The sequence below is a fragment of the Spirillospora sp. CA-142024 genome (genome assembly GCF_050942325.1).
Taxonomy (GTDB): domain Bacteria; phylum Actinomycetota; class Actinomycetes; order Streptosporangiales; family Streptosporangiaceae; genus Spirillospora.
The window spans coordinates 998,378-1,022,864 of sequence record NZ_CP192077.1 but is presented as its reverse complement, the minus strand read 5'-3'; the positions used below and the strand labels follow the sequence as shown (position 1 = coordinate 1,022,864).

Below are 24,487 nucleotides of genomic sequence, written 5' to 3'. Positions count from 1 at the left end.
CCGGACACGCCGACCGCGCGGCTGGCTGAGCGGAGCGCCGCGGCATGGTATGGGCGTATCCCAGATTTCGTGCGGGCCACGTTCACCGTGCGCAAGCTGGACGAGTTCGCTGAGCAGCAGGTCAAGCTCGGCAGGTTCCCTCGCCCGTCCGGCGGGCTGTGCCCGCGTCGTGGATCGACACCGAGCTGTCCGTTCGGATCGCTGGACGGATCCGCCCCGCGATCGGCGACCGCGGCCAGGTGCACGTCCTGGGAGGGCCTCCGGAGGTCCCGGCCGAGTACTCGGTCTCCAGCACCAAGCTCATTGAATTGCGCAACCCCCGAGGGGCGCCGGCAGCGTCCGCCCCTGCTGGTCTTCGGCCCTCCGGGCACACGCGCCAGCGCTGAGGACTCCTTCGACGTGGCCACCTTCGAAGAGATCGATCTCGGCGACGTCTACGGGGACCTCACCCGACGGCTCCTCACCGAGTTGCCCGAGGGACTGCGCCAGCTGGTCTCCGAAGTGTTCGCCGTACTCGACGAGAAGAGATGGCCCTATGCCGACTTCCTTGCGCGTTCGCGATATCTCTTGACCATTCGGCACAACGAGTTCGATGCGGCCACCGCCGGGGCCGCCCTCTTCGGATTGGGCCTCGTGCCCGACTTCACGCTTTTCGACGATCGCACTCAGATCCGCCGTCGTGTCGAGCGCAATCTTAATGCGATGACGGTACTCAGCCGACGACCCGGCCAAGGCGAAGGAGCACCGGCAGCAACTGGAGCACGAGTTCGACGTCCTGCTCAAACGGGCACTACGACAGCACAACGCCGGATGTGGCGGTTGGATCAGCCGGGCCTCACCACCTGCCACGCCCTCTACGACAAGGTGCCCGAAGACCCCGCATCCGCCCCAGGCGGGCAGCAGGTGCGCAAATAGGTCTGCAGCTCGCCCAGCGACGCGTGGACCGCGGCCACGTTGACGCGGTAGCGGACGTGCTTGCCGTACCGGCGGGAGGTCAGCAGGCCACCGCGGCGCACCAGCGCCGGCTGCTGGGAGGCGTTGGGCTGCCCGATCTCGAGCTGCTCGGCGACGGCGCCGACGGCCAACTCGGCCCCGCTGGCGAACAGTTGCAGGTTCTGCTGGACCAAGTGCCGCAACGGTGGCACCGAGTGCTTCAGCACCAAGACCAAGCTGATCAAGAGGCAGATGTACGACCGGGCAGGCTCCCATCTCCTGCGCCACCGCATCCTCCTCGAATAGCTTCACCCTCTGTCACCACCGAAAGAGCGGCAGACTCCCTTTTTGCGGCCCGGTCCGGTCATCGCTGGGTCTGTCACTGAGGCTGCTGTGGTCGGCCTGTGGTGCGGACCCGTCGTGCGAGGATGGTGCCGATGCCGATCGCGGCGGCGACCGGCCAGTCGATGATCCCGAATATCGCCGTGGCTCCGAGCCCTCCGTAGAACGCCAGCCGTTCGGGTGGTGGCAGGTGCCCGCCCATCGTCGGCATGTGGAGTTTGTAGACCCTCAGCTGAGGCGTGACGACGGGAACCGGGACGTCGACCCCACCTCCTGGTTCTGTCTTGGTTGTGGTGGTCTGCTCGCCGCGCTGGCGCGTGGCCTTGTCCTTCCTGGGGCTCCCCCGGCGGGTCTTGCGCTCGGCTTGTGCGGTGGTCATCGTTGAACGTCCTGTCTTCCTTCGGCTGCGGGTGGCCTGTTTCACCGGCCCTATCCTTTGAGCCCTACCTCACCCGGCTCGTCTCAACCCTTGGGCGGGCAGATCCGTAGGGCCCCTTTGCCCAGTTCGGCGTGCTCGTCCTGGCGTGCGTGGCCACCGACAGCAGCGCTGAAGGGAGAACCTGTAACCGCCCTAAGTTCAGGCGACCGGGGAGTTGATCAGGTGCGTCGACAGCAGGCGGGGGGCGATGGCGGCGGCGGTTCCGGCGGCCGAGGATATGGCGACGGTTCCCCAGGCGATCGGGCCGAGGGGGGTGCATCCGAAGAAGTGGCTGATGCCGGGTGTCTCCACGATGCCGACCAGTACGGCGGCGGAGGCGGTGCAGGCGACCAGGACGAGGGGGTTGGTTCCTCCGATGAGGAGGGTCTGGCCGAGCTGGGTGGTCACCAGTGCCGCCAGGCCCATGGTGTCGGCTCTGCGGGCGCGGCCGGTGAGCCGGCCGGCGTACCAGGCCAGGCCCGCCCCCAGGGCGGTGGCGGCTCCGCGGGTGGCGAGGGTGCGGGCGAGGTCGGCTCCGGACAGGGTGACGGGGCCGTTGGTGAGGATGTCGTCGTGGCCGTTGCGATGTGGGTCGTTGTCGGATCGCAGTGCCACGGCCAGGGCCGGGACCATGTCGGTGAGCATGTTCACCAGGAGCAGTTGCCGGGTGTTGAGGGGGGCGCGGCCGCTGATCGCGGTGCCGAAGAGTGTGAAGGCGACTTCGCCGGCGTTACCGCCGACCAGGATCGATACCGCGTCACCGACTCTGTTCCACAGTGCGCGTCCCTCGGTGAGGGCGTCGATGAGGCGGAGCGGGTCAGGGGTGGTGAGCACCAGGTCGGCGGCGCCTCGCGCGGCCGTGGACGATTTGCTGGCCATGCCGATTCCGACGTCGGCGAGCCGGATCGCCGCCGCGTCGTTGGCGCCGTCACCGGTCATCGCCACGACGTGCCCGGCCTGCTGCAGTGCTTGGACGATGCGGACCTTGTGTTCTGGGGAGACCCGGGCGAACACCGTGGTGCGTGGCACCCGGTCGAGTCGCCGCTGCTCTGACAGCCGGTCGAACTCGGCCCCGGTGAGCACCGCATCGCTGCCGGGAATGCCCAGCTGGCGCGCGATGGCCATGGCGGTGGCCGGGTGATCGCCGGTGATCAATGTGATCCGGACACCGGCGGCGGTGAGCCGTTGGACTGTGGCGGGTGCGGTGGGTCTGGGCAGGTCGGCGATCGCGACGAACCCGAGCAGGTCCAGCTCCTGGGCGAGTGCGTCAAGGTCACACGGCAAGGGTTGGCCGTTTGAGTGGGTCTGGGCGACGGCGATGACCCGCAGCCCCTGGTGAGCGAGGCTTTCGATCCGGTCGGCGGCCGCTTGGCGCCGGTCGGGCGTCAGTGGCCGGCCGTGCTCGTCTCGGGTGCAGCGGCCCAGGATCAGCTCTGGTGCGCCCTTGACGGCCAGGACTGGGCCAGAGCCGGTGGTGCCGAACGATGCGGCGTATCCGCGGGTCGTCTCGAACGGGATCTCCCAGACCAGCTGCCAGTCCTGGTCCGGGCCGAGCCGGTCACCGGCCTGTTCCACGATGGCCCGGTCGGTGGCGTGGATGATCACGTCCTCGGCTTTGGGGCAGGCGCGGGCGGCGGTGCGCAGCAGACAACGCGCATGCGGGTCGTCGGCCGGCAGTTCTTGGTCGATGCCGGCGAGCCGGGCGAGGGTGAGTTTGCCTTCGGTGAGGGTGCCGGTCTTGTCGAAACAGAAGGTGTCGACGCGGCCGAGCGCCTCCAGCGTCCGTGGTGACCGCACCAGGATCCCGCCCTTGGACAGCCGCCGTGCCGCCGCCAGTTGGGACACGGTCGCCACCAGCGGGAGGCCTTCGGGAACGGCGGCGACCGCGACCGCGACACCGGAAGCGATCGCTTCCCGCAACGGCACGTGATGCGCCAGCGACAAACCGGTCACGGCGGCGCCGGCGATTCCGGCGGCGGGCACGGTGATGCGGGTCAGCTCTCCCAGCCGCGCCTGGATACCGGCCGGCTGGGTGCCATCGCCCGCAGCGGATGCGGCTCTGCCTGCCTCGGTGGCCGCGCCGACGGCGACGACCGCGCCGCGTGCCCTGCCGGTCAGGATCGTCGTGCCCTCGTACAGCATGCAGGACCGGTCGGCGAGGTCGGCGCCGGGAGTGGGGGCGGGGTCTTTGGGCACGGGAAGTGACTCACCGGTGAGGGTGGCCTCGTCGACCTCCAAGCATTCGCATTCCAGCAGGCGCACGTCCGCTGGGACGACATCGGATCCGTGGAGTTGGATGACGTCCCCGGGGCGGAGCCGATCGGCGGGCACGGACCGGACCGATCCGTCACCAGTGTCGAGCCGTGCCGACAGCTGTTCACCGAGCAGCAGGGAGGCCAGAGCGCGTTCGGCGCGGACCCGTTGCAGACCGCCGATCACCGCGTTTCCCGCCATCACCCCGCCGACCAGCGCGGCGTCCACGCCCGAGCCGACGATCGCCGAGGCCGCCGCCCCCAGCACCAGCACCGGCGTCAGCGGGTCCCGCAGCTCCCCACCCACCGCATGGGCGAACTGCGTCATCACCCCGCCAGGCTGAGCGTTCTTACGATCGGGTTCTCCATCTTCGACGACGGCGCCGGCGGTGTCACCGAGCCGGTGACGTACCTGCTCGGCGGTCATCTCGTGCCAGCGGCCGCGCGGTGCCGGTACAGGCAGAGGCGACCGGGCCAGCCGCCGCGCGCTGATCGCGCCGCTGACGACGGCGACACCCGCGGCGCTATAGGCGGGAGAGAGCCCGGCGTGGGTATGCCGCCGGCCCGATGCCGCAAGGAGCGCCCCCAACGCGCCTGCACCGATCGCCAGCCGGGCCGACCGTTCGCTGACCTGCCGCGCCACCGCCAGGGCCTGCAGAACCCGCCATGCCTCCCCCAAGCCCGGCCCGCAGATCAGATCGGCGGACCAGCACACCCACGGTCCGCGCAGAACGGCGACACCGACATCGGCGGCCGCCAGCGCGGCATCGTCGCGGCCGCTGATGACCAGCACGCAGTGGCCCTGAGCCTGCAGCTGGTTGACCTGGTCGGCGAGTTCCGCTCCGGCTGGCAGGATCTCATCAGCCGCTGACGCAAACTCCGTGGCGACCGGATGCTCGCTCAGCAGTACCCGGCGGCCGCCCGATCGCGCCGCCGCGATCACCGCGTCGGCCAGCGGATCCGGTTCACCCTCGCCTGCCAGCACCGCCGAGTCGATGACCACCATCGAGACACGGTCCAGGCGACGTAACGCAGAAGCATCCATCACCAAGATCCCGGCCCGGCCCAGTTCGCAGCCGAGCATCGCGGCGAACCCCTCACGACCCGACCGGGCCGCCTTCGGCGCCGTCGCCAGCAGCAGATCCACGGCCTTGCCGGCGTCCCGCATCCAGGCCAGCAACCCGCCCGCAACGGCCAGCGCCGCCAATGAGGACCGCTCGCCGGCCTTCTCGACCGGACCGGGCGGCAACGGCACCGGACGAGCCGGCCGTGCGGTAACGGGCGAGGGCTGATAGGCGCGCAGTTCCGGCGCCCGTCGCTCCCAAACCAGTCGCCGTGACCGTGCCTCCATCAGGCACAACCCACGCGCGGCCACCTCCACCGCCAGCGGGAGCGGATCGGCGGTGACCACGTAGACAGCGGAACCGGCCAGTTGAAACAGCAGGTCCGAGGACGACTTACCGAGCCGGTCCTCAACCGCTGCGCGCAACCGCGGCTGGGATTCGGCCAGCACGATCGGCAGCCGTATCGCCTGGGGCGCAAGCGGACGCAGGCTCAACCTGCCCGCGGCGGCCAGCACCACCCCGGCCAAACCGGAAGCAACCCCCGCGGCCGCCACATGCTCCACGGCCCGGTCGCCGGGAATCTCCGGTTTCTCGCGGGAAAACAGCTGCGTCTGCACGCCGTGTCCGGCTTCGACCTCCTCGATGGCGCCCAGCACCGCAGCAAGATCCACATGGTCCTCATCGAACGAGACCAGAACCTGCTGGGTGGCGGCGTTGATCTCGGCCCAATGCACGCCCTTCAGCCGGGACAGCGCCTCGGTGACTTCACCGCTCAGCACATCGCCATCAGCGCCCGCCAACCCCCGGACCTCCAGATGCGCCTCCCCGCCACGGCACCACACCCGCCGCCGGAACCGGTGCCGCCCCACATCGCACAGCTCCGCGGCCACCGCGACGAACACTTCCCCGACCCGCAGCCTCACCCCATGAGCCGCCGCGGGCACCTGCCACGCCCTGCCTTCACCCGGCAGCGCCTCCGACAATCCCGGACCACTCCACGCTGACACCGCACGGCACCCCGCCCCTGCCCGGCGGCCAGCCCAGCGGGCAGCACCACCAGCCGCAGACCCGGTGACTCCCACACCGCCGCCGGCGACGCTCAATGACCAGCCCGCAGCCGCCTTCGCCAAGCACCCAACAGAACCGATCACACCCACCCACCCGCATCGAATCGACCAGCCGATACTTCCCCAGGTCAAGCGGGATATCCCCATGCCGCATCCAAGATCATGAACGCAAACCTTCAGACGTTCAGCAGCGCAATCACGTTCCGATCGCCCGGGCCGCGGCCCCAACTCCGCACTGTCCGTTAGAGCGCCCCTCACCGAACACCGAACGGCCGGGACGAGCACCCGGGCCGGGGTGTTCCGTAACACTGTTCCGGTGCCGGGGTCCTATCCGGAACGCTGACGGCGTGAACGCCACCCGCATCGAGTAGCCGCCCCGGACCCGCGAGAATCCCGCCAACGGCGGTTTCTGTTCCAATCCGCTCCAAGGCCCCGCATCCTGGTGCGCACGCCGCCGACCAGACCATCCGGCCGCGCCGCCGTGCGCCGCGCCGGGGCGACCCCGCCGTGCGCGGACCGGAACCCGGCCGGTCGCCGGACACCACGCAAACTCCGTGACCTGCACGGACAGGACGGACCTACGGTCGACCTGGCCGCCTTGGCTCGCGAGGAGGTCACCAAGGGGACCGGCGAGCCGCCTGTGCAGATCCACGCCACCCGGGAGGTCAACGTCACCGGCAACCCCGTCCAGTTCGCCGGTGTGCTGGCGGGCCTCTTGACTTACGGCCAGCACCGCACCCGCACCAACGTGCAGGTCAGCGCGACGCGTGCCGATGATCAGGCGACCTTCTGCGTCACCGACGATGACGACGGGATCGCCGCCGACGACAAAGAACGCGTCTCCACCCCTTCGTCCGCCTGTGCGAGGACCGTCGCCACGATCCCCGGCGGCAGCGGGCTCGGCCCAGCGATCTCCCGAGCCCTCGCGAAAGGCCACAACGGCACCCTTCGCATCGAAGACCCCACACCGGGCGGCGTGCTCCGTGCTGCGGCTCCCCTCGCACAGCGCGCACCCGATTGATCAGCCGATCGGCCCGCCGTCCTCCGGTCGTCACCAGGAGGTCCAGCCACCGCTTGTGAACACGTTCCAGCGCGGCGGCGAGAACCGCCTGCCACCCGCACAGGTCCTGCGCTCGATAGTTTCGAGCGGCGCGAACAGCGGAGCCTTGTAAGGCCGGCGCTCCACGGCGTGGAGAGCCGGCCAGGACGTCCACACCGGAGGCGGGGTCGCACAGCGCGCTGAAGCGCCCCGGGACCCCAGAGCCCCTACAAACCCACGACGCCTCACCTGAGTGATGGTGATCTTTGGTGGAACCGTCGGTTGCCGCACCCTTACAGGCTCCTGAACAACTCGATTCGGCGGTGGACGCCGGTGGTCAGAGCGAGCGCGGCGTGGACGGTTCCTGGCGAACGACGTCCGGCCAGGTCACCAACCGGACGTGACCAATCGACAGAACTGGAGTCGACCATGAAACCGATCACACGGTCACCGCTCTTCAAGACCGTGAGGGCGTGCCTCGCCCAGGTCGCGTACGCGCTCGCACTGGCGGCGCTGCTGCTCTGGGATGTGCAGTCCTGGCAGTACAACAGCCGCATGGAGACCGGCCTGCACCTGTTCCTGTGGCTGTTCACGTGCGTCATGAACCTCGAACACTGGACTCACAGGTCAGACCGCCTCTACCACCTGTGGGACGAGCGCGCCAAGAACCGGAGCGACATCTGGGACAAGGTCAACAGGGGTATTTTCACCGCCACGCTCATCTCGGTGGTGATCTTCGCTCTCCTGCTCCTCCTGATCCTCGGCGTCCTCGTACAACACCCGGCGGCCTGACGCCGCCTGGTCCCGACACCGCGGCCGCGGCCACCGGGTTCGGTCCGCAGCGACCACACCCGGCGGCCACGGCCGTCCCTGACAGAGACGCAAGCCCACGTCCGTGCCCTCACGCCCGGGCCACGATCGGACCAAGATCGCCACCCGGGCGGTGTCGCTGTTCCCGCAGTGAACTTCGGCCGGCTGGCTGGACGTTTGCCGACCAACCTTGGAGGGCCAAGTCGCGGGGCCAGCAGGGCGGGTTGTAGAAGACCTGGACGATGCGGTGCTCGCTGCCGTCTTCTGCCCTTTACTCCCCGATCCGCCTGGCGTATCCGCGCTCCCCAGCGGTAGCTGCTGGTCGTCCCGGAAGACGCGCGGCGGCAGTGGCGTATCTGACCGCTTCAACAAGCGTCCACTTTGACCTCGAAGGACCGGACCTCCGTCGACGGGCATGCCCCTCCAGGTTTCACTTGGGCGTGTCGTCGGTCTGGCCTGTCCGCGCGTATGGGCGCCGCCTTCGTCACCCCCAGCGGGCCGAGCAGGTTCGTGTCGATCTGCTGCGCGCTTGCTCCTCGGTCACATCCCCGGCCATGTCGAAGAGTCCATGGTCGGTGTTGACGACCACGTCGTGCGAGCCGGACGGGCCGTGCGCCTCGACGGCCGTTCCATACCCTCTTCGCAAGCCGGTTGGGCTCATATACCAGCACTTCTGGGAGGCTCCCGCGGGCGGCGGCCCGGGGACTCGCCGCGGACGGGACCCTCGACAGACCCCTATCCTCCCAGCTCGGAGGCACTTCCCTCGCCCAAACAGTCACGCACGACTCATCGCCCGGTGAAGGCTCGAGGCCAGCCTTGAGACGATGGTGCGGCGCTGTCGTGGGGCTGGGCTGTCGGTCTGAGGGGCGCGTAGTTGTTCGCGGGCCATCCGTTCGACCAGGATGGGGACGAAGTCACGGATGGGTTTGCCGTCGAAGCGGTGATGGGCATCGCTCACCGCCCGGGTGACCTGCTCATCTGTGTGGGTGGCGGCGAACGACTTACGGAGGCGGGTGGTCACCTCCCGCAGCGCCTGGTGCTCACGCACGGCCGAGTCGTTCTTGGTGTCGTGTGCAGGTGGGTGCTGTGCGGTCACCGCTCTCCCCCTCCGCGGCAAGTCGTTGATTGCTCGCGCGCGGCCGTCTGAGCGTGCGGGCAGGGCGGGATCCTGCGATGCGGCACGACCGGGGTGCTGGTCTTGATCGCCACACTCACCAGCGAGCCCAGCAGCGTGAGATCACCAGGGTGGTCCAGGCGCACCCGCACCCAGTCCGCACCCGGCTCGATCGTCACGCCGCCGCTGTCGGTGAGCGCATCGGCCATGCGTTGCACCACCGGCCGAGTCAGGTAGACCTCGGCCTCGTCCGGGGCGTGCAGGTGCACGATCTGGCGGGTGCCCACCTTAAGGCCCCTGCCCGCGCCGTCGACCGCCCGGCACACCGTGAGCGCAGGCCACGCACCCAACTGCCGAAGCGCCTGGTCAGCGAACCCCTGATGAGGGTGGGACGCAGCACCCATGCCGCCATGCTGGAGCAGTCGGCAACCTCGGAGATACCCCCGAGAACTTAAATCGTCATCAAAGGGACTTTTCCCTCGCTAGTGGACACCTTGAGACTTGGATCATCCCTGGTTCAGGGAGAGGAGTTCGTACCGGCCGCACCGCCGACGCCCCGTGTCATGAACCGCAAGAGCCCGGAGCGCGACCGACCGCGACTGCGGCGCATAGCACGGCGGGCCATGGCTATTGGAAAGGCGCCGGGGCAAGCGCGGATGAAGTGTCCAGGAGCAGGGAACCTCGTCCAACCATCGTGTAAGAGCGATGCCCCGGGGCCGCCGTTCACGTTCACACAACACGCCGGACGTGATCACGATGATCCAGACGAGCTTCGGCGATCCGGGAACCTGGAGATGATCGCTCGTACGAGCGAGCAACTTCTTTCATTATTCCGCGCAGCTGGCCCCCGCATTCTGCTGGAACGGCCCTTCCCCATAGTCCTGGAAAGCATGTCGCTTCAAGCGATCCAGAGACCGGACAGAAGGTTCGTCCAGGTCGACGGCTTCTGCTCCTGGCGGAGCGCCACCGTCACGATCGCCTACGACTAATTAGAGGTTACGGGCAGCTCAAAACAACAAACAAAAGGACGGCCGGGGCCGCCGGGCGGTCTACTGGACCGACCCGGCGGCCGCGGCCGCGGAGGTGACGGTGGCCTGTGGGCCGCCGGTCAGTATTGCGGGAGGTAGCTCGTGAGGACCAGGAGCGCCCACGCGAGCCCGCCGAGGAGGGTGCCCAACCAGAGCAGGAGCCAGGCGTGGCCCCAGCGGTCGAGCAGCTTCTCGGTTAGTTCCTGATTCGCAGAGACGTTCGACCACCGCTCACGCAGGCGGTCGATCATCTTCTCCCAGTGGAGCATGGACATGACGCACGCGACCGTCCACCCCGGGGGAATCAGAAGCGACTGCCAGAGGGCGTTGTCGGGGGAGGCCGCCGTCAGGAGCAGCACCCCCAGCGCAAGCATGAGCATGATCTGGGCGAAGAACGCGCGAACCGTCCGCACATGCTCCGTCCTGGTCCGCCTCTTGCGCCGGATCCCAGATGTCATGATTGACACTCCGTTCTCGGTTGGCTGTGTCCGGCCGATGACCGGCAGGACTTTCTTGCACTCAGGACCGTCCAGACGGCGCTGGCACGTCACGGAAACATCACATGGCCCGGAGCCAAAGCACGCGTGAACTGATACCTCTCCAGTCGACAAGCTCCAGATCGGGTTCGGCGGCGTCGTGCTGTTGTGGTGCGTCCATCACCCCGCGGAACCAGGTGAGCAATTCGTTCTGCCAGGAGAACGCGGCGTCAGATCCGGGGCGGGGGGACACCCGCAGTTGCCCAGGCTTGTGGGGATCGGACGGTTCCAGAAAAGGATCACTACGAACAAGAGAACCGGAGGTTCACATGTTGGAGACCGAGCGGCGTCAGTCCGTCCTAAGCGAAGGCGAGCGCAGGGTCTACAACGACGCGGTGGCGAGCGGGATTTCTGCCCAGGAGCTGGACGACTTCCTCGCCAACCGTATCGAGCCCCTTATGCTCTACGACTACGTCGTGGCCCGCGAGAGCGCAACCCGCCAAGAGGTGCGCGAGATCCTCAGGATCGTCGCCGGCTTTCGTCACCGAGACCGAGTCGGTGTGTTGCATCGCTACTGCGGTGTGCGTGAACTCGAGGACGGGACGCGTCAGGAGGCGATCGAGATCGCCCACCGTCGCGATCTCTGCGACTGGGGCTACCTCACGGTACGAGCACACGGCGAGTCCCCCGAGGGCGCGAAGGAACTCTTCGTGCACTTGTTCGACGCCCGCGAGTACCAGCAGGTCCAGTTCTGGGCAGGAGCCTTCACCGGAACGGCTCCCAGCCGTCAGATGATCATCGAGGTTCTGGGAGCCGCGGGCGACTACACCAAGGTCGAGGGGAACACGACCAAGCACAGCCAGCCCGGCCTGCGCTACGGCCGGCTGCTGGGGACCGGCGCCTCCCATAGGCAGGCGCTGGAGATCCTCGGCGCCGCCCGTTTCGACGGCGTGGAGTTCGAGGACTACTACAAGTACCGCGGGTTTTCCGGCGATTCAGTCGCGGGAGACCCCTGGCGCATGCTGCCTGGGGGGCCTTACGAGCGGACGCCCCTCGGGCACGACGCCGCGCTCCGCAACTGCGGCAAGCGCTGACCCACCGGCCCCCACCTCCGACAACCCGGGGGTGAGGGCCGGCACCTTCACTGCCGGCCTGTCCGGTGTGCGCGAACCTGCGGGACGGCCGTAAGCCAGTGGCCCGGTAGGGACCGGTTCTGATCGACGCGGGCGCCGGAAGGGCTCCCGGGTAGGGGACTTCCCCCTTGATCGGCCAAGGCTGTCGAGCTGGCCCGCAGGGGCGGCTGCGGCCAGGGCCGCGCGCGGAGCGCCGGCGATACGCGTCTGGCCGAGCAGATCCGCATAGTGCACACCGCTTGAACCTTATGGGTCGCCGCGGGTGCATGCCGAGCTGCGCGAGGTCGGCATGGTGGTCCAGCCTGGCCGGCCGCGGCGGCGCCGAACCTGCCGCGTCGCGATCCGTTCGATAGGCATTCCGGCGGGTCATGGCGGCGTCCCAGGGGCGTGGCACCCCCCGTCGACCCGATACCAGCGGATACGCCTCAGGACTTCCAAGCCAATTTGCCAGTTTATCGCCCTTTCTAGACATGTATGGAACATGTCCGGGATCCGTCCACGGCGGGGCGGCAGAGGACCCAAGCAGCGGCTCTCCTGGGATTCCAGGAGAGCCGCCGGATCAAAATGTCGATGCCCCAGCATGGGGGCGTCGGCACTCAACTAGGAGACAGGATTACTCACCACCCCCGCTGTGGCAGCGCTTGCCGCGAGTTGGAGGCAACGCCCGTTTCCCGCCTCCGGGGCGGTGCTGCCCTCGGGCGGGAGACAACTTCCATCCCCGGGGTGCCCGTCACAGAGCGAGCAGTAGGACGTCTGGCAGAACATACACGTCTGCTGCGCGTGTCCTTCTACGGCACACATATGACTCTCCCTTCTTGATTGGGTCATGTCCGGGCCGATCCTCGGACACAGTTGTTCATCCTAGAGCGGCGTCAGCCTGTCCTCAGCAAGGGGGAGCGCAAGGGTGTCTACGACACGGTGACGGCCGGCCTGTCGTCCCCAAGACCTGAACACACTTCCCTTGCCAACCGCGTTGAACCGCTTTCGCTTTACGACTATGTCGTAAAGCGAAAGCACAGCTCACCGAGAGGTGCGCGAGATCCTCAGGATCGTTTCCGGCTTTCGCTTCCATGACCACCGCGGCGAAGGGAACCGCTACTGCCCTGCGCGCATGGTCGGCGATGTGACACACCAGGAGGCGATCGAGGTCGCCCACCGTTGAAATCTGGACGACTGGGCCTACCTCACGGTATGAGCACTCGGCGAGTCCTTCGACGGCGCGAAGGCGTTGTTCGTGCACTTGTTCGACGCCTGCGGACAACTCTTGGCAAGTGACCCGGCAGGGACCGGTTCTGATCGACGCGGGCATTGGGAGGTTCTGGCGCTGGGGGAACCACTGGGCGCCGTCAGGCATTTTCCTCGCTCGCTTGCGGCGACCGGGACCGGGATCGGCTGGGGCTTGGCCGGTCTGGGTGCGGTCCCGGCGGGTCAGGGGGCTGGTCGTTGAGGGTGTGGGCTGTGAGGTGCGGCAGTTGGGGGTGATGGGTGGGCTGCGTTTGATGATCAGGAGGGCGGTGTCGTCGGCGGGCTGGTCGCCGATGTGGGTGAGCAGGTCGCTGTGGATGTGGTGCAGCAGGGAGTCGGGGCTGGTCGCGGGGAAGGAGGCGACTCGTTCGGCGAGCGGGTAGAAGTGTCCGGCCGGTGAGCGGGCTTCGATGGCGCCGTCGGTGTAGAGCACGAGCATGTCACCGGTCTCGAAGGTGAACGGGTCGGTGCGGCGGGCCGGGACGGGAGTTCGCACATGCCGAGCGGGGGTGTGGGGCGGCGCGGGTGCAGGGTCGTGACCTGGTGATCGTGCACCAGCAGCGGCGGCGGGTGTCCGCAGTTGATCATGGCGGCGTGCGGGCCGGAGTCGGGGATGTCCAGGACGAGGGCGGTGATGAAGTGCTCGCCGAGGTCGTGCTCGGTGGCGAGCTCCTCCAGGTTCCGGCAGACGCTGTCTTCGAGGACGGCTGTGAGGTCGGGCAGGGTGGCGTACCGGTGAGCGCCCTCGCGGAAGGCTCCCAGCACCATTGAGGCCTCGCCGATGGAGGCCAGGCCCTTGCCGCGGACGTCGCCGATGACCACCCGGGTGGCGGGGCGGGCGGCGCGGGTGACCGCGAACAGGTCGCCCCCGATCTGGGTCTCGTCCTCGGCTGCCAGGTACAGCCAGGCCACGCGCAAGGGCCCGATCCGGCGGGGCGGCGGCCGTAGCAGAACCCGCTGTGCCGCCTCGGCCACCGACCGCACCCGGCTCAGCGCCCGGCTACGCCGTTCAAGCATGAACTGCAAGAAGACCACCAACGCGGAGAGCATGGTCAGCGCGATGATCTGTGCCACGTGGTTGGCTGTGGTCAGCCCGCCGTGGAACACGGCGATGAGCATCTGGGCCGCCACTGTCACGGCCGCTATTGCGGCGGTGGTCCGGGTCCCGGCGATGGAGGCGGTGAGGGCCGGCGCGATGACCAGGAACGGGCCCAGATGGACGGTCGTCGGGAGTTGCAGGTCCACGACGGTGATCACCACGATCAGTGCGAGCGGGATCGCCACCAGCCTGCGGCTCAGTGGCTGCTCAAGCAGGCGGTCCACCCACAAGCGCCGGGCGCCCATACATCCCTGCTGCCCCCCGCTTGGAGATGTATGTTCGCCTGGTCATCGCGCGGACCTGGGGCGCTCCACACCGGCGCAGCTCAGTGAGGGCCTCTCTGTGAGCTCGTTCTGCACGCTACCGAGGTTGAAAGGGCGTCTTTACGGCGGCTGGGCGAGTCAAGGCCGGTCTCGGCGAACTCGCCCTCCAACCGCCCCGGCCAGAGCACGGTGGCCAACTCGTCCGCAGGGGAGAAGCCTCCTTGGGACTCCCCAGCAAGACCGCGCGGCTTCCCGGGGTTTCGGTGGTGGTGGCTCTAGCGCGTTCGGCCAGGGCGCGCTGGGCGGACGGTGAGAGCACGCCGGTCGCCGGTGGAGATCAGGTACCAGGCAGGTTTGGCCCACCAGGCCGGTTCGAAGACCGTCCCGCCCTGGGACGCCGACGTCCCAGGGCACCTGGGAGTCGGCCGTCCCCGCGGACGCGACGACCGGTAGTCCTGTCCGCGGTGGCGATCTTTCATCATTTGTCCACGAATGGCCCCCGAGTGAACATCTCGCCGCTACCGGGCGAGGAAGGATGCCCATCATGCGCAGCCTTCAACTGTCCCACCGCCATCTGCCCGGCCAGGTCACAGTGATCGCTGTAGTGGGAGAGGTCGATCAGCGTAGCCACGCGCGTCTTCGGAGCTATCTCGACGACGCGCGGCGCTGCCCCGGTGAGCAACTGGTGTTCGATCTGACCGACATGTTGGGCATCGACAGCGGCGGCATCCACGTGCTGGGCGACGCTCATCGAAATGCCCTGGACCACGGGACCACTACCCGGATGGCCGGGCCGAGCCTCCAGGTGATCCAGGCGCTGAAGGTGAGTCGGCTGGCCGCCTGCATTCCCGTATACCTCACACTGGCGGAGGCTCTGCGCGCCGTCCTGGCCGACCGGCCGGTCACCTCGGGCTCTGCTCACCACTCCGCCAGGCGGTCCGGTCTGGACAGCCCGTCCTAATCGCCCGGACAGCCCGTCCTAATCGCCCCGCCAGACGATCCGATCAGCCCGCTGGCCGATGCCGCGGGGCCGGCAGCTGATCTGATACGCGCAGCCGTTCGCCGGCGATCCGGTCCGACGAGGATGGGGACGGAGTCGCGGATGGGCTTGCCATCGAACCGTTGACGGGCCGTGGTCACCGCCTCGATCACCTTGTCGTCGGAACGGGTGCCAGCGAACGCCCGCCGCAGACGATGGGTCACCTTTCGCAGAGCCTGCCTTCAGAGCGTCGAGACCGCCTGAACACCCTCCACGCCGACCTCCGTCAGCTTCAGGTCTGGCATGCGGGCGTGGCCGTCGGGCCGCTCGCCTTCCTGCACCAGTGCCAGCCAGACGCCGGTCCGTTGACCCGCGCTGGGCGCGCAGGTGAACTGTTGGTCCCCTCTGGATGGTGAGGTTGATAACGATTTAGGTCTCCGGGGTATCGGCACGATCGGCGGCTGTTCCAGCATGGGCGCTATGAGCGCTGTCCACCCACGTCAAGGCTTCGCTGACCTCGCGCTTGAGCAGTTGCGTGCCTGGCCTGCGCTCACGGTGTGCCGGGCCGGCGACGGCACCGGCAGGGGCCTGGCGTTCCAGACCCGTCAGATCGTGCACCTGCACACCCCGGACGCAGCCGAGGTCTACCTCACCTGGCCCGTGGTACGGCGCATGGGCAGCGCACTCACCGACAACAGCGGCGTGACGGTAGCGCCGGGCAGGGACTGGGTCGGGGTCCGACTGGACAGCCACGGTGACGTCACCCTCCTGATCTCCCTGGTCAGCGTGGCGATCACCGCCAACACCCCCGCTCCGGGCGTCCCCCATCGCAAGACCGCGCCTTGCCCCCACGCCGAAACGGTCGCACGCTAGGAGTCGACGCAAGAACGACTCCCGTCAGCAAGGGGACACAGCGGTGACCGCAGAGCATCCACCGGCACAACACCCCCAAGGGAACTCGGCGAAACGTGAACAGCAGGCGTTGCAAAAGGTGACCAGCCGCCTCCAAGAGTCGTTCGCCGACGCCTACACCCACGACCAGGTCACACAGACAGTGAGCGACGTCCACCACCGCTTCGACGGCAACCCCATCCGCGATTTCGTCCCCATCCTGGTCGAGCGGATGGTCCGCGAGCGACTGCGCATCTCAGACCAATAGGCCGGCCACCGAAGCGCAGCGCTATCGCATCGAAATGCCCTGCTGACCGCGCCGGTCAGTCTCCACCAGCCCCACCCGTAGCAGCGATCTGCCCAGGCCAGGTCCCGGATGAACTGCAGATAGTCCGTTTCGGAGTTGTCGTTCATGACGAGAGCGCCGAGGCAGGGTTGGGGCGCCACCGCTTCGATCACTTAGCGTGCGAGCGACGGGTACAGGCGATCAACGATCAGCTTCCTGGCGATGCTGCTGGCCGCCGTTCATCGCGCTCGGACCGTCGGGCAGATCGTCCTGCAGGAGACCTCATCGAGGTGTAACCGGGTGGTGGCGCCCGGCGTCCGGGCGCCACCACCCGGTAGAGAGGGTGAACGGTGCGCCTACAACCGCTTGACCAGCTTGCGGTCAGCCACCTTCCGCCAGGTCCGGGGCAGGTCGGTCAGCGGGTCGTCGTATCGCTGGAGCGTGGTCAGCGACCCCAGCGTGTAGGCGTCGGAGGTGCTGCCAGGCTCGGGGGTCATCTGTTCCAGATGCCTGGCGGCGACGATCCTGTCCTGGTTGTCACCGAGGACGTCCTGCAGTTTCTCGGCGCGCCGGGCGATCTTGGCGGCCTGCTTGCCGAGGACGGGCTCCGCCGCCTCGGCGGTGTGGCGAAGCCGTTTGGCCGCCTTGCGGGTCTTGTGCAGGGCGGCGTTCTGGTCACCGTCCTGCGGCGCCTTCTCCGCCTCCTGGTAGGCGTCGGTCATCTTGCGCCAAGTCCTGGCCACGATCTTCTGCTGCTGCTTGCGCGCCGCCTTGTGCGCCTTCCGGCGGACGGGCGGATCGGTGACCATCGCGTCGATGCGATCCAGCAGGGCCAGATAGCGCTGGCTGCGCAGGACGTCGCGCAGCCGCTCTCGGGTCTGGAGTTCCTGGTGCTCCATCTCCAGCAGCCAGCCCGGCTCGGAGAGACGTCCCGGCAGGTCGGCGAGCTGGGTGTGGAACCGCGCCCGGAGCACCTCCAGGTCGCGGACTTCGCCGAGCACGTCGGACAGCCACTTGAGTTCGGCATCCAGTGGATTGACGCGAGACCGGTCCAGGACTTTGCGGTGGGTGCGCAGGATGCTCCGGAACCGGCGGATCGAGGTGCGCATCTTGTGCACCGAGTCGTCGTCATGGTCGGCGAGGCGTACCCGGGGGTCATAGGCCAGCATGCGCGCGGCCTGTGCGCTCAGATAGGCGGACATCACCTGGGCGGTGCTGCGCATCTCGACGGAATGGCCGCCGGGTGCGGCGTCGGCGCCCAGCACGATCGACAACTTGTTCGGCGCCTCACTGGCGCGCGCGCCCGAGCCGGTCAGGTGTTCGCCGACGGCGTCGAGCACATCCTCTTCCCCGTCGACGAGCTCCACCTCCAGTTCGCGCCAGGCGGTCACGCCCTCGTCACGCGGCTCCAGCCGGATGCCGGTGACGTTGTCGTCGACCAGCTGGGCCAGCACGGTGCCGCTCCGGCCGAGCAGTGCGCGCTCGGTACGGTCGGTGCGGATCTCGGCCACCGCCACCAGCGGACGGCCGCGGGTGTGGGCGAGGAGCAGGTCGGCCAGTTCGGGGGGCGGCGGCATGCCAGCCGCTCCGGCCGGCCGCTGGATCTCGTCCCGCCCACCCTTGTTCCTGGGCAGCTTGAGGTGCCAGCCGTCATCGGTGCCGCCCGTACGGCGCCGCAGCGTGATGCCTCGGCGCGCCAAGCTCAGGTCGGCGGTGTCGTAGTAGTGGGCGATGAGAGTAAGTGTTCGGGGCTCGGCGGCGGCGCTCAGACCGGGTACCTCCCGCAGGTCCGGAAGGCTGTAGCCGCTACCGGCCTCGTACTTGCGTTCGACCTCCACATGGGCCGCCACTTCATCCTCCTTTACGAGAACTTGTCGTATTCACCTACCCGTCCTCTTCGTTCTACGCGTCCTCGCAGCGGACAGAGCCGACACCACGCAGGTCATCCACTGCGGACACCGAGGCGAGGCGCCGACCCGGGACAGCGCCGCTTCGTCCCGGCGGTGCCGCCGAAGGCGACCCGAGAACGAGCCACCGCCATTCACAGCCAGTTCACCTGTGCGGCCCACGGTCAGCGGCAACCGTCCGAAGGTACGGGCTCGTCGTGGTTTCGTCCGCGTCTAGCGGCAACATTTGTCGATGAGTTTGGGCAACAGCCCTGATCGTCGGGTTGCTGTGTTGATGCGTTTTCAGCAACGCCCTCAGGGCTTGCAGTGGAGGTATCCGCTGTGTCACCCACCGTGAGGGGGCCTGGATGGCGCGGCAGCCCTAGTACGCGGCCATCCGCCGTGATGTACGAGATGGGCTGTCTATCCGCGCAGTGATGCGCAAGCACGGAGTCTCGCACCCGACCGTGCGGCAGGCAATGGACTCGCGTGGCCGAAGCCGCGCAAGAAGATGACCCGCGGGACACGCGGCTTGATCCCTGCGAACCGGTGATCGATGCGATGCTGCGGGCCGATCTGAATGCGCCGCGCCGGCAGCGCCACACCTCCAAGCGGATCTTCGACCGGCTCGTCGACGAGCATGACGCGCAGTTGTCCGGCCGTGCGGCCTTTGTGCCGGTGGGCTCGGTGATGAGCGGGCTCGGTGTCGGTGTGGTCGGCATGGCAGCGGGGCTTCTACAGCGCGTAGGGGCCGAAGCGGCCCCAGGTGATGACCGCCGCTGCGATCAGCAATACCGTGTTGAGCGCGATCGCTGTGAGCTCTTTCCGTCGCAGGTGGGTAAGTGCGGCCAGCGCCATCAGCAGAGCCAGGCCGGTGGCCGCCAGTGGGGTGAGGATCGGGGTGAGGCCGGTGGCGGCGGGCAGGATGAGTCCGAGCGCGCCCGCCAGTTCGGCGAGGCCGATGAAGCGGATGGTGCCGGCGGCGAAGTCGGTCGTCCAGGGGAGTTTGGGTTCGAGCTTGTCCTTGGGCTGGGCGATTGTCATCGCCCCCGCCGCGGCGAACAGCGCCGCGAGCGCGGCCTGCAGGATCCACAACAACAAGTTCATGATCTGGGGTTCCTCATGATGGTAAGGGGCTCAGGGGTTGGCGCTGGTGCTAGATGTCGGCGGTCCGATGACGGAAATGTCGGCTCTGCCTGGGCGCGGCCTGACGATCGCAGGAGGGTGAAGCATCGAAGTCGTCCGCAGACGGCACGGCCTGGCATGGCGGCTCGTGGATCGGCGGCCCAGGGGTGATGTGGGCGCCTGTCGGACGCTCAGGGACGGATGGCGCTCACCAGCCATACGGAGCCGCGGATGCGGACTCCGCCCGGAGTTTCGTAGGCCGCGAGTCCGGCCCGGAGCTCCTCGCGGGCCTGAGCGGCGGTGGCCTGGTCCACGTCTTGGAGGTTGAAGCGGACCGGGGCCTGGCCGAGGATGAAGTCTGAGGCGTCCGCGGCGTCGCGGCCATGGTCCATCGGCGCCTCGACCGGCCGCAGGTTCACTTCCGCCAGACCGGCCTCGCCGAGTACGCGGTGGATGCGGTCGGGGTCGGACAGCGATCCCATGCCCTGGGCCGCGGGCGAGGGGCGGCGCATCAGTGGCGCGAGCGCGGCGGTGGCCCGGGCGTACTCGCTGTCGGGGCCGCCCGCCTGCGGGACGGTGAACGCCATCCGGCCGCCGGGACGCAGCGCGCGGGCGATGTTGGTGAACGCGGCCGCGGAATCGGAGAAGAACATGGCGCCGCCGCGGCTGATGACGACATCGAATCCACCCTCTTCGAAGGGGTGGACCTCGGCATCGGCCTGCTCGAACCGCACGTTGACGATACCCTGTTCGGACGCGTCGACGCGGGCGCGGGTCAGCATGGGTTCGGAGATGTCGACGCCGACCGCCCGCGCTCGCGTCGCCCGGCGTGCGGCCAGCAGGGTGATCTGCCCTGTGCCGCATCCGACGTCCAGGATGGTGTCGTTCTCGCCGATCGCGGCGACCTCCAGAAGCGGCTGGTTGAAGCCGCCCATCATCGCGTCGTAGCGGGAGGCGTTGTCGGCCCAGACCGCCCCCTCCCACCCGTTCCACGCTTCCGCCTGCTGGACGTTGACAACGGTGTGCATCAGATCTCCTTCGCTGGATGGTGTGGCTGAGTCACGATCGGGCGGGAACGAGCGCCGGGCGGGAGTCGCCGCGCCGGTCTGAGCCCAAGGTCGGCCGGCCCATGTCGGCCTCGTGGTGCCGTCGCGCGGCTCATGCTTGTCCGGCGATGCTGCGCAGCGTGAACCAGAAGGTGGGCACCGGGTTCGTGCCAGGTGTGGTGTCGACGAGCTCCCAGCCGGCGAACCTGGCGCGCAGCTCGTCGGCGGTGACGCCGGAGATCGGGTCGTCGAACGCCTCGGGCCCGTACCCGAACATCAGCAGCCGGGCGCCAGGAGCGGCGCGGCGGGTGAGTCCGGCGGCGTAGGCGTCGCGTCGGTGCGGCGGGATGCCGCAGTAGCAGCTCAGGTCGAAGAACACGTCGTAGGGGCCGGGCACATCCAGCTCATCGAGCCGGGTGGCATCCCCGCGCAGCAGCCGCACCGCCGTCCCCGCCGCGGCGGCCTTGGCCCGGGCCTGCTCGACCGCACGGTCGACCAGATCGACGGCCACGACGTCCCAGCCGTGCCGGGCCAGATATATGGCGTTGGTTCCGGTGCCGCAGCCGAGCTCCAGAGCGCGGCCGGGCGGCAGCCCACCGGCCCCCTCCACCAGGGCGACCAGCTCAGGCGGTGTCACGTCGGTGTCCCACGGCGGCTTGCCGGCGCGGTAGTACCCCTCCAGTTCGCCTCGGACGGCCTCCTCTTGGCCGCGTTCGGTATCGGCCCTGTCCGCGTCCACGCCCTGAGCGGCGTTCGGCTGATCCATGACTCTCCTCGATTCTTGGAGTTAAACTCTAGTGTTCGACTCTAGAGATATACTCGCAACCATGGACACCGTCAAGCGGCCGGACAAACGCGCCGAGCGCTCCCGCCGCACCCGCGAGAAGGTCATCCAGGCGGCGCGAGAGCTGTTCGTGGCGCAGGGCTATGGGGCGACGAGCCTGCAGGAGGTCGCCGACCGGGCGGGCGTGGCCGTTCAGACGGTCTATTTCGTCTTCGGCAACAAGCGCACGCTGTTCAAGGACGTCGTGGACACGTCCATCGCCGGCGATGTCGAGCCGGTGGCCACCATGGACCGTGAATGGTTCCGCGCCGCGTGCGCCGCGCCCACCGCGGCCGGCCACCTGCGCGCGCACGTGCGCGGCACCGGTGAGATCCTCGGCCGGGTCGCCCCGATCATGCCGCTGATCGCGGCCGCCGCGGCCACCGATCCGCAGATCGCCGCGCAATGGCCCGACGACGCCGATCCGCGCTTCACCGTGCAGCACGCCGCGGCCCGAGCCCTGGTCGACAAGCCCGGCGCCCGCCCCGGCGTCTCCGTCGCCATGGCCGCCGACCTGCTGTTCGGCCTGCTCAGCCCCCAGCTGTATCTGCTCTTCGTCCAAGACCGCGGCTGGTCACCGGACAGGTGGGAAGAATGGGCCTACGCCACTCTGACCACCCAACTCTGCACCGACGACCCTGCGGCGGGCTAGCTGCGGAGAAGCGTGGCCAGGGTGATCCTGCTCCAGGATCCCGTGATTCCTCGTCCGGCTCTACCGCCGCCAAGTCACCTGGCGCAGTGCCCCACATGCCGGACTGAGCCCCACCCGCTCGGCCCGGGTACCGGGCGCTGCATGACCCGGACGCTGATCGGCGCGTGCACGGCAGAACAACCTCGCCCGACCAGTCCACCTGCGCCAACGCCTGTCTTGGAACTGACCGGAGATCCATCCATGCCAGAGGATGCGGCGCAGGACGGCCCCTGGGATCGGCAGGCCCTCCCTTGCAGCCGGGATCACGTTCGGGAGAAGAGGCCCCTCACCGATCCATCGACACTTCACCGTCGCTGAATCTCATCAACACCGCCGCCCACGCGAACCCGCAACCGTCGCTCAAACCGACGCACAAACGTTGCTGCCTCCCACGGCCGCAACCACTCGTCGTCCGCTCAGGCCGCGATCGCGTGCGTCGGAAAGTTGGTTTGGGCGAGTCGTTGCCGGAGGTAAGTGAGAGTGAGGTCGATGCCCTCGACTTCACCCAGCCATACCTCGGCGCGTACGCGGCAGGCCAGCAGGTCTTCCTTGATTTCGTCCCAAACACTTACGGCGGCCGGTGAGGGAACGGGCGTGCCGTCAGCGGGGGTCGGTCACCGGGCGCGGACCTGTCCGGCGGTGGTCGTGAGATCCTGTCGGCGATGAGAGCCAGCTCGTCGAGTACCGCGTCGACCCGGTCGAGCGGGATGCCCGGCGGCCAGGCCCTGATCCACTCCCAGCACAGGATGGCGGTCCCGGAGATCCGCCACCCCCGGTCGGTGCCCTGGAGCAGAATCGGGGCCAGTCCGCTCACCGCCCCGAACCCCCACGCGGGATCGTCGGTGTGGGACTTCTGGCTGTACGACTACGCGCCGCTGGTCCTGGAGACCGAGGCCCGCCGTTACCCGCCCATGGCCGACATCACCGGCCTCCTCGACAGCACGACCGTGTCACACCGGTGCTGATTCCCGCCGACTGCACCGACGGGTTCAACGAGGCCTACTACGCCCGGCCGGAGATGCTCCTCGACCCCGGCGCCCGCATGGCCTGTTCGGCCTGGAGCTTCGACCCGGCCGAGACCGCCACCGCCTGCGCCGAACGGCTCGCCCGCGACCTGGCCGACGGCACCTGGGACGCCCGCCACGGGCCCTCCGCACGCGGCCGTCCTACCAGGGATCACTCGTCCTCATCCGCGCGACCCCGAGCCGCCCCTGACGACTCCCGCCACCCCGGGGGGTCCAGCGCGGCGCGAAACCTGAAGGCACGCCGGGGAACACGGTCACCAAGCCGAAACCGCTGATGATCCGCGGCCCGCAAACGCACCGACAGGCAGCACATGCGAGGGAAATCTTCCTTTCGATCTCGCATTTGCCCACTTACTGGTCGTCTTAGTGTTGCTTCTGCATGATGGGATGTATGACGAGCGATGCCGTGGCGGGGCCGGCGCGGGGGTCGATGAGCGAGGAGCAGATCGGCCGCTGGCGCGAAGTCATGGACGGGGTGGCCGGGATGTTGCCGGACGGCGCCGTGTGCGTGGTGGTCGATGGCGGTCGGTATGCGGGCGTGTTCGCCGAGCGGCTGGCCGACCGGCTGCGTGCTGACGGGCGCGGCTGCGCGTGGCCCCACACCGGCGGCGGCGCGGTGAGCGAACGGATCCCAGAGACAGTCATGCTCGCCGCCGGGAACGAGTGGCGTGCCCGTCCGCCGGCGGGTGGCTGGGACGTTGTCATCTGGCTGCGCACCCACCGTGGCGGCGGTGACGAGGAGAACAACGCCGACATCGTGATCGACCTATATGACCCTTCGTGGCCGGTGATCCGCCATGCCGCACTGCACCTGGCCGGGCGCGGGAACTGGTTCATCGCCGAGAGCCGGGCGTTCTTCGGACCCCGCGCGGCGACCTGGGACGCCAAGTTCGGCGATGACATGCCCGCCTACGCCGCCGCGGTCGAGGAGGCCGCCATCCCGGCCGTCGCGAACGTCGTGGACGTGGGCTGCGGCACCGGACGCGCGCTGCCCGCCCTGCGCGAGGCGGCCGGTCCCGCGGGGAGGGTGGTCGGCGTGGACATCACCCCGCAGATGCTGGACGTCGCCCGTAGCACCGGCCGTGCCCACGATGCCGTCCTGGTGCTGGCCGACGCCCGCAGGCTGCCCTTCTCAGACGCTCGATTCGACGCGGTCTTCGCGGCCGGACTGGTGCCGCACATGCCGGACCCCGCGGCCGGGCTGGCGGAACTGGCCCGCATCACCCGCCCCGGCGGCAGGCTGATCGTCTTCCATCCATCCGGACGGGCCGCACTGGCCGCGCGGCACGGCCGAACCCTGCAGCCGGACGAACCCCTGGCGCGCGGACCTCTCGGGCGGCTGACGGCCGCCGCAGGGTGGCGCCTTGACTCTTACGACGACCCGCCCCACCGGTTCCTCGCCCTGGCCACCCGGTGCTAGGCCGTCCCTCGACCACTTGCGGTGGAGTCCCA

General features: G+C 68.8%; 23 protein-coding genes and 1 pseudogene. 10 read left to right on the top strand and 14 right to left on the bottom strand.

Features of this window, described 5'->3' with window-relative positions; genetic code table 11:
* The first annotated feature begins 399 nt into the window (after window positions 1-399).
* On the top strand, window positions 400-915 hold the full coding sequence (locus ACQPZP_RS05185; RefSeq protein WP_433476482.1) for a hypothetical protein: 516 nt from the start codon (window positions 400-402) through the stop codon (window positions 913-915).
* On the opposite strand, the gene ACQPZP_RS05180 is transcribed toward ACQPZP_RS05185, so the two are convergent.
* The 3 genes from ACQPZP_RS05180 to ACQPZP_RS05170 all read right to left on the bottom strand — a co-directional run bounded on the left by ACQPZP_RS05180 (window position 855) and on the right by ACQPZP_RS05170 (window position 5,992).
* Entirely contained in the window at window positions 855-1,136 is a 282-nt protein-coding gene (locus ACQPZP_RS05180) for an ArsR/SmtB family transcription factor (RefSeq protein WP_433476481.1), read from the bottom strand. The two genes, ACQPZP_RS05185 and ACQPZP_RS05180, sit on opposite strands and share 61 nt — an antisense overlap.
* Before the next feature lie 176 nt (window positions 1,137-1,312).
* Window positions 1,313-1,654: a hypothetical protein gene (locus ACQPZP_RS05175; protein WP_433476480.1), complete on the bottom strand. Its 342-nt coding sequence runs from the start codon at window positions 1,652-1,654 to the stop codon at window positions 1,313-1,315.
* Between the two features lie 198 nt (window positions 1,655-1,852).
* Window positions 1,853-5,992 carry an HAD-IC family P-type ATPase gene (locus tag ACQPZP_RS05170; protein WP_433476479.1) on the bottom strand — a complete coding sequence of 1,380 codons (4,140 nt, stop codon included), beginning with the start codon at window positions 5,990-5,992 and terminating at the stop codon, window positions 1,853-1,855.
* 682 nt (window positions 5,993-6,674) lie between these two features.
* On the opposite strand from ACQPZP_RS05170, the gene ACQPZP_RS05165 reads away from it, so the two are divergent.
* Window positions 6,675-7,097, top strand: a complete 423-nt coding sequence (locus ACQPZP_RS05165) for an ATP-binding protein (RefSeq protein WP_433476478.1) — start codon at window positions 6,675-6,677, stop codon at window positions 7,095-7,097.
* Window positions 7,098-7,544: 447 nt separating this feature from the next.
* On the top strand, window positions 7,545-7,907 hold the full coding sequence (locus ACQPZP_RS05160; RefSeq protein ID WP_433476477.1) for a hypothetical protein: 363 nt from the start codon (window positions 7,545-7,547) through the stop codon (window positions 7,905-7,907).
* A gap of 793 nt (window positions 7,908-8,700) precedes the next feature.
* On the opposite strand, the gene ACQPZP_RS05155 is transcribed toward ACQPZP_RS05160, so the two are convergent.
* From ACQPZP_RS05155 to ACQPZP_RS05145, 3 genes are all read right to left on the bottom strand, one after another.
* Window positions 8,701-9,021, bottom strand: coding sequence for a three-helix bundle dimerization domain-containing protein (locus ACQPZP_RS05155; RefSeq protein WP_433476476.1), 321 nt, complete (start codon window positions 9,019-9,021; stop codon window positions 8,701-8,703).
* On the bottom strand, window positions 9,018-9,443 hold the full coding sequence (locus tag ACQPZP_RS05150; RefSeq protein WP_433476475.1) for a luciferase family protein: 426 nt from the start codon (window positions 9,441-9,443) through the stop codon (window positions 9,018-9,020). The genes ACQPZP_RS05155 and ACQPZP_RS05150 overlap by 4 nt, the downstream gene beginning before the upstream one ends.
* 704 nt (window positions 9,444-10,147) lie before the next feature.
* The gene (locus tag ACQPZP_RS05145) at window positions 10,148-10,525 is read right to left on the bottom strand and encodes a hypothetical protein (RefSeq protein ID WP_433476474.1); all 378 of its coding nucleotides are present in this window, start codon (window positions 10,523-10,525) and stop codon (window positions 10,148-10,150) included.
* 347 nt (window positions 10,526-10,872) lie between these two features.
* Between ACQPZP_RS05145 and ACQPZP_RS05140 the strand changes: the two genes are divergently transcribed.
* A complete protein-coding gene (locus ACQPZP_RS05140) occupies window positions 10,873-11,637 on the top strand; it encodes a hypothetical protein (RefSeq protein WP_433476473.1) in 765 nt (254 codons plus the stop codon).
* 922 nt (window positions 11,638-12,559) lie between these two features.
* Here the strand turns inward: ACQPZP_RS05140 and ACQPZP_RS05135 are convergent.
* Both ACQPZP_RS05135 and ACQPZP_RS05130 read right to left on the bottom strand, forming a co-directional pair.
* Window positions 12,560-13,360: a SpoIIE family protein phosphatase gene (locus tag ACQPZP_RS05135; protein ID WP_433476472.1), complete on the bottom strand. Its 801-nt coding sequence runs from the start codon at window positions 13,358-13,360 to the stop codon at window positions 12,560-12,562.
* A 59-nt stretch (window positions 13,361-13,419) separates the two neighbouring features.
* Window positions 13,420-13,938: pseudogene (locus tag ACQPZP_RS05130) on the bottom strand (PP2C family protein-serine/threonine phosphatase); the annotation flags it as partial.
* A gap of 889 nt (window positions 13,939-14,827) precedes the next feature.
* Here ACQPZP_RS05130 and ACQPZP_RS05125 point away from each other — a divergent pair.
* Complete coding sequence (locus ACQPZP_RS05125; RefSeq protein ID WP_433476471.1) at window positions 14,828-15,244, top strand: STAS domain-containing protein; 417 nt, start codon at window positions 14,828-14,830, stop codon at window positions 15,242-15,244.
* Here the strand turns inward: ACQPZP_RS05125 and ACQPZP_RS05120 are convergent.
* Both ACQPZP_RS05120 and ACQPZP_RS05115 read right to left on the bottom strand, forming a co-directional pair.
* Complete coding sequence (locus ACQPZP_RS05120; RefSeq protein WP_433479556.1) at window positions 15,241-15,495, bottom strand: three-helix bundle dimerization domain-containing protein; 255 nt, start codon at window positions 15,493-15,495, stop codon at window positions 15,241-15,243. The two genes, ACQPZP_RS05125 and ACQPZP_RS05120, sit on opposite strands and share 4 nt — an antisense overlap.
* A gap of 9 nt (window positions 15,496-15,504) precedes the next feature.
* Window positions 15,505-15,735: a hypothetical protein gene (locus ACQPZP_RS05115; protein WP_433476470.1), complete on the bottom strand. Its 231-nt coding sequence runs from the start codon at window positions 15,733-15,735 to the stop codon at window positions 15,505-15,507.
* 7 nt (window positions 15,736-15,742) lie between these two features.
* Here ACQPZP_RS05115 and ACQPZP_RS05110 point away from each other — a divergent pair, with 7 nt between their 5' ends.
* Together ACQPZP_RS05110 and ACQPZP_RS05105 are read left to right on the top strand one after the other, a co-directional pair.
* Window positions 15,743-16,135: a luciferase family protein gene (locus ACQPZP_RS05110; RefSeq protein WP_433476469.1), complete on the top strand. Its 393-nt coding sequence runs from the start codon at window positions 15,743-15,745 to the stop codon at window positions 16,133-16,135.
* A 43-nt stretch (window positions 16,136-16,178) separates the two neighbouring features.
* Window positions 16,179-16,421, top strand: coding sequence for a three-helix bundle dimerization domain-containing protein (locus ACQPZP_RS05105; RefSeq protein WP_433476468.1), 243 nt, complete (start codon window positions 16,179-16,181; stop codon window positions 16,419-16,421).
* A 374-nt stretch (window positions 16,422-16,795) separates the two neighbouring features.
* On the opposite strand, the gene ACQPZP_RS05100 is transcribed toward ACQPZP_RS05105, so the two are convergent.
* The 4 genes from ACQPZP_RS05100 to ACQPZP_RS05085 form a co-directional block, all read right to left on the bottom strand.
* The gene (locus ACQPZP_RS05100; RefSeq protein WP_433476467.1) at window positions 16,796-18,289 is read right to left on the bottom strand and encodes a CHAD domain-containing protein; all 1,494 of its coding nucleotides are present in this window, start codon (window positions 18,287-18,289) and stop codon (window positions 16,796-16,798) included.
* Between the two features lie 771 nt (window positions 18,290-19,060).
* Entirely contained in the window at window positions 19,061-19,432 is a 372-nt protein-coding gene (locus ACQPZP_RS05095) for a DoxX family protein (RefSeq protein ID WP_433476466.1), read from the bottom strand.
* Window positions 19,433-19,641: 209 nt separating this feature from the next.
* Entirely contained in the window at window positions 19,642-20,478 is an 837-nt protein-coding gene (locus tag ACQPZP_RS05090) for a class I SAM-dependent methyltransferase (RefSeq protein ID WP_433476465.1), read from the bottom strand.
* 130 nt (window positions 20,479-20,608) lie between these two features.
* Window positions 20,609-21,262 carry a class I SAM-dependent methyltransferase gene (locus tag ACQPZP_RS05085; RefSeq protein WP_433476464.1) on the bottom strand — a complete coding sequence of 218 codons (654 nt, stop codon included), beginning with the start codon at window positions 21,260-21,262 and terminating at the stop codon, window positions 20,609-20,611.
* Between the two features lie 61 nt (window positions 21,263-21,323).
* Between ACQPZP_RS05085 and ACQPZP_RS05080 the strand changes: the two genes are divergently transcribed.
* The 3 genes from ACQPZP_RS05080 (at window position 21,324) to ACQPZP_RS05070 (ending at window position 24,455) form a co-directional block, all read left to right on the top strand.
* On the top strand, window positions 21,324-21,971 hold the full coding sequence (locus tag ACQPZP_RS05080; RefSeq protein WP_433476463.1) for a TetR/AcrR family transcriptional regulator: 648 nt from the start codon (window positions 21,324-21,326) through the stop codon (window positions 21,969-21,971).
* Window positions 21,972-22,672: 701 nt separating this feature from the next.
* On the top strand, window positions 22,673-22,975 hold the full coding sequence (locus ACQPZP_RS05075; RefSeq protein WP_433476462.1) for a hypothetical protein: 303 nt from the start codon (window positions 22,673-22,675) through the stop codon (window positions 22,973-22,975).
* Window positions 22,976-23,426: 451 nt separating this feature from the next.
* Window positions 23,427-24,455, top strand: coding sequence for a class I SAM-dependent methyltransferase (locus ACQPZP_RS05070; protein WP_433476461.1), 1,029 nt, complete (start codon window positions 23,427-23,429; stop codon window positions 24,453-24,455).
* The last annotated feature ends 32 nt before the right edge of the window (window positions 24,456-24,487 follow it).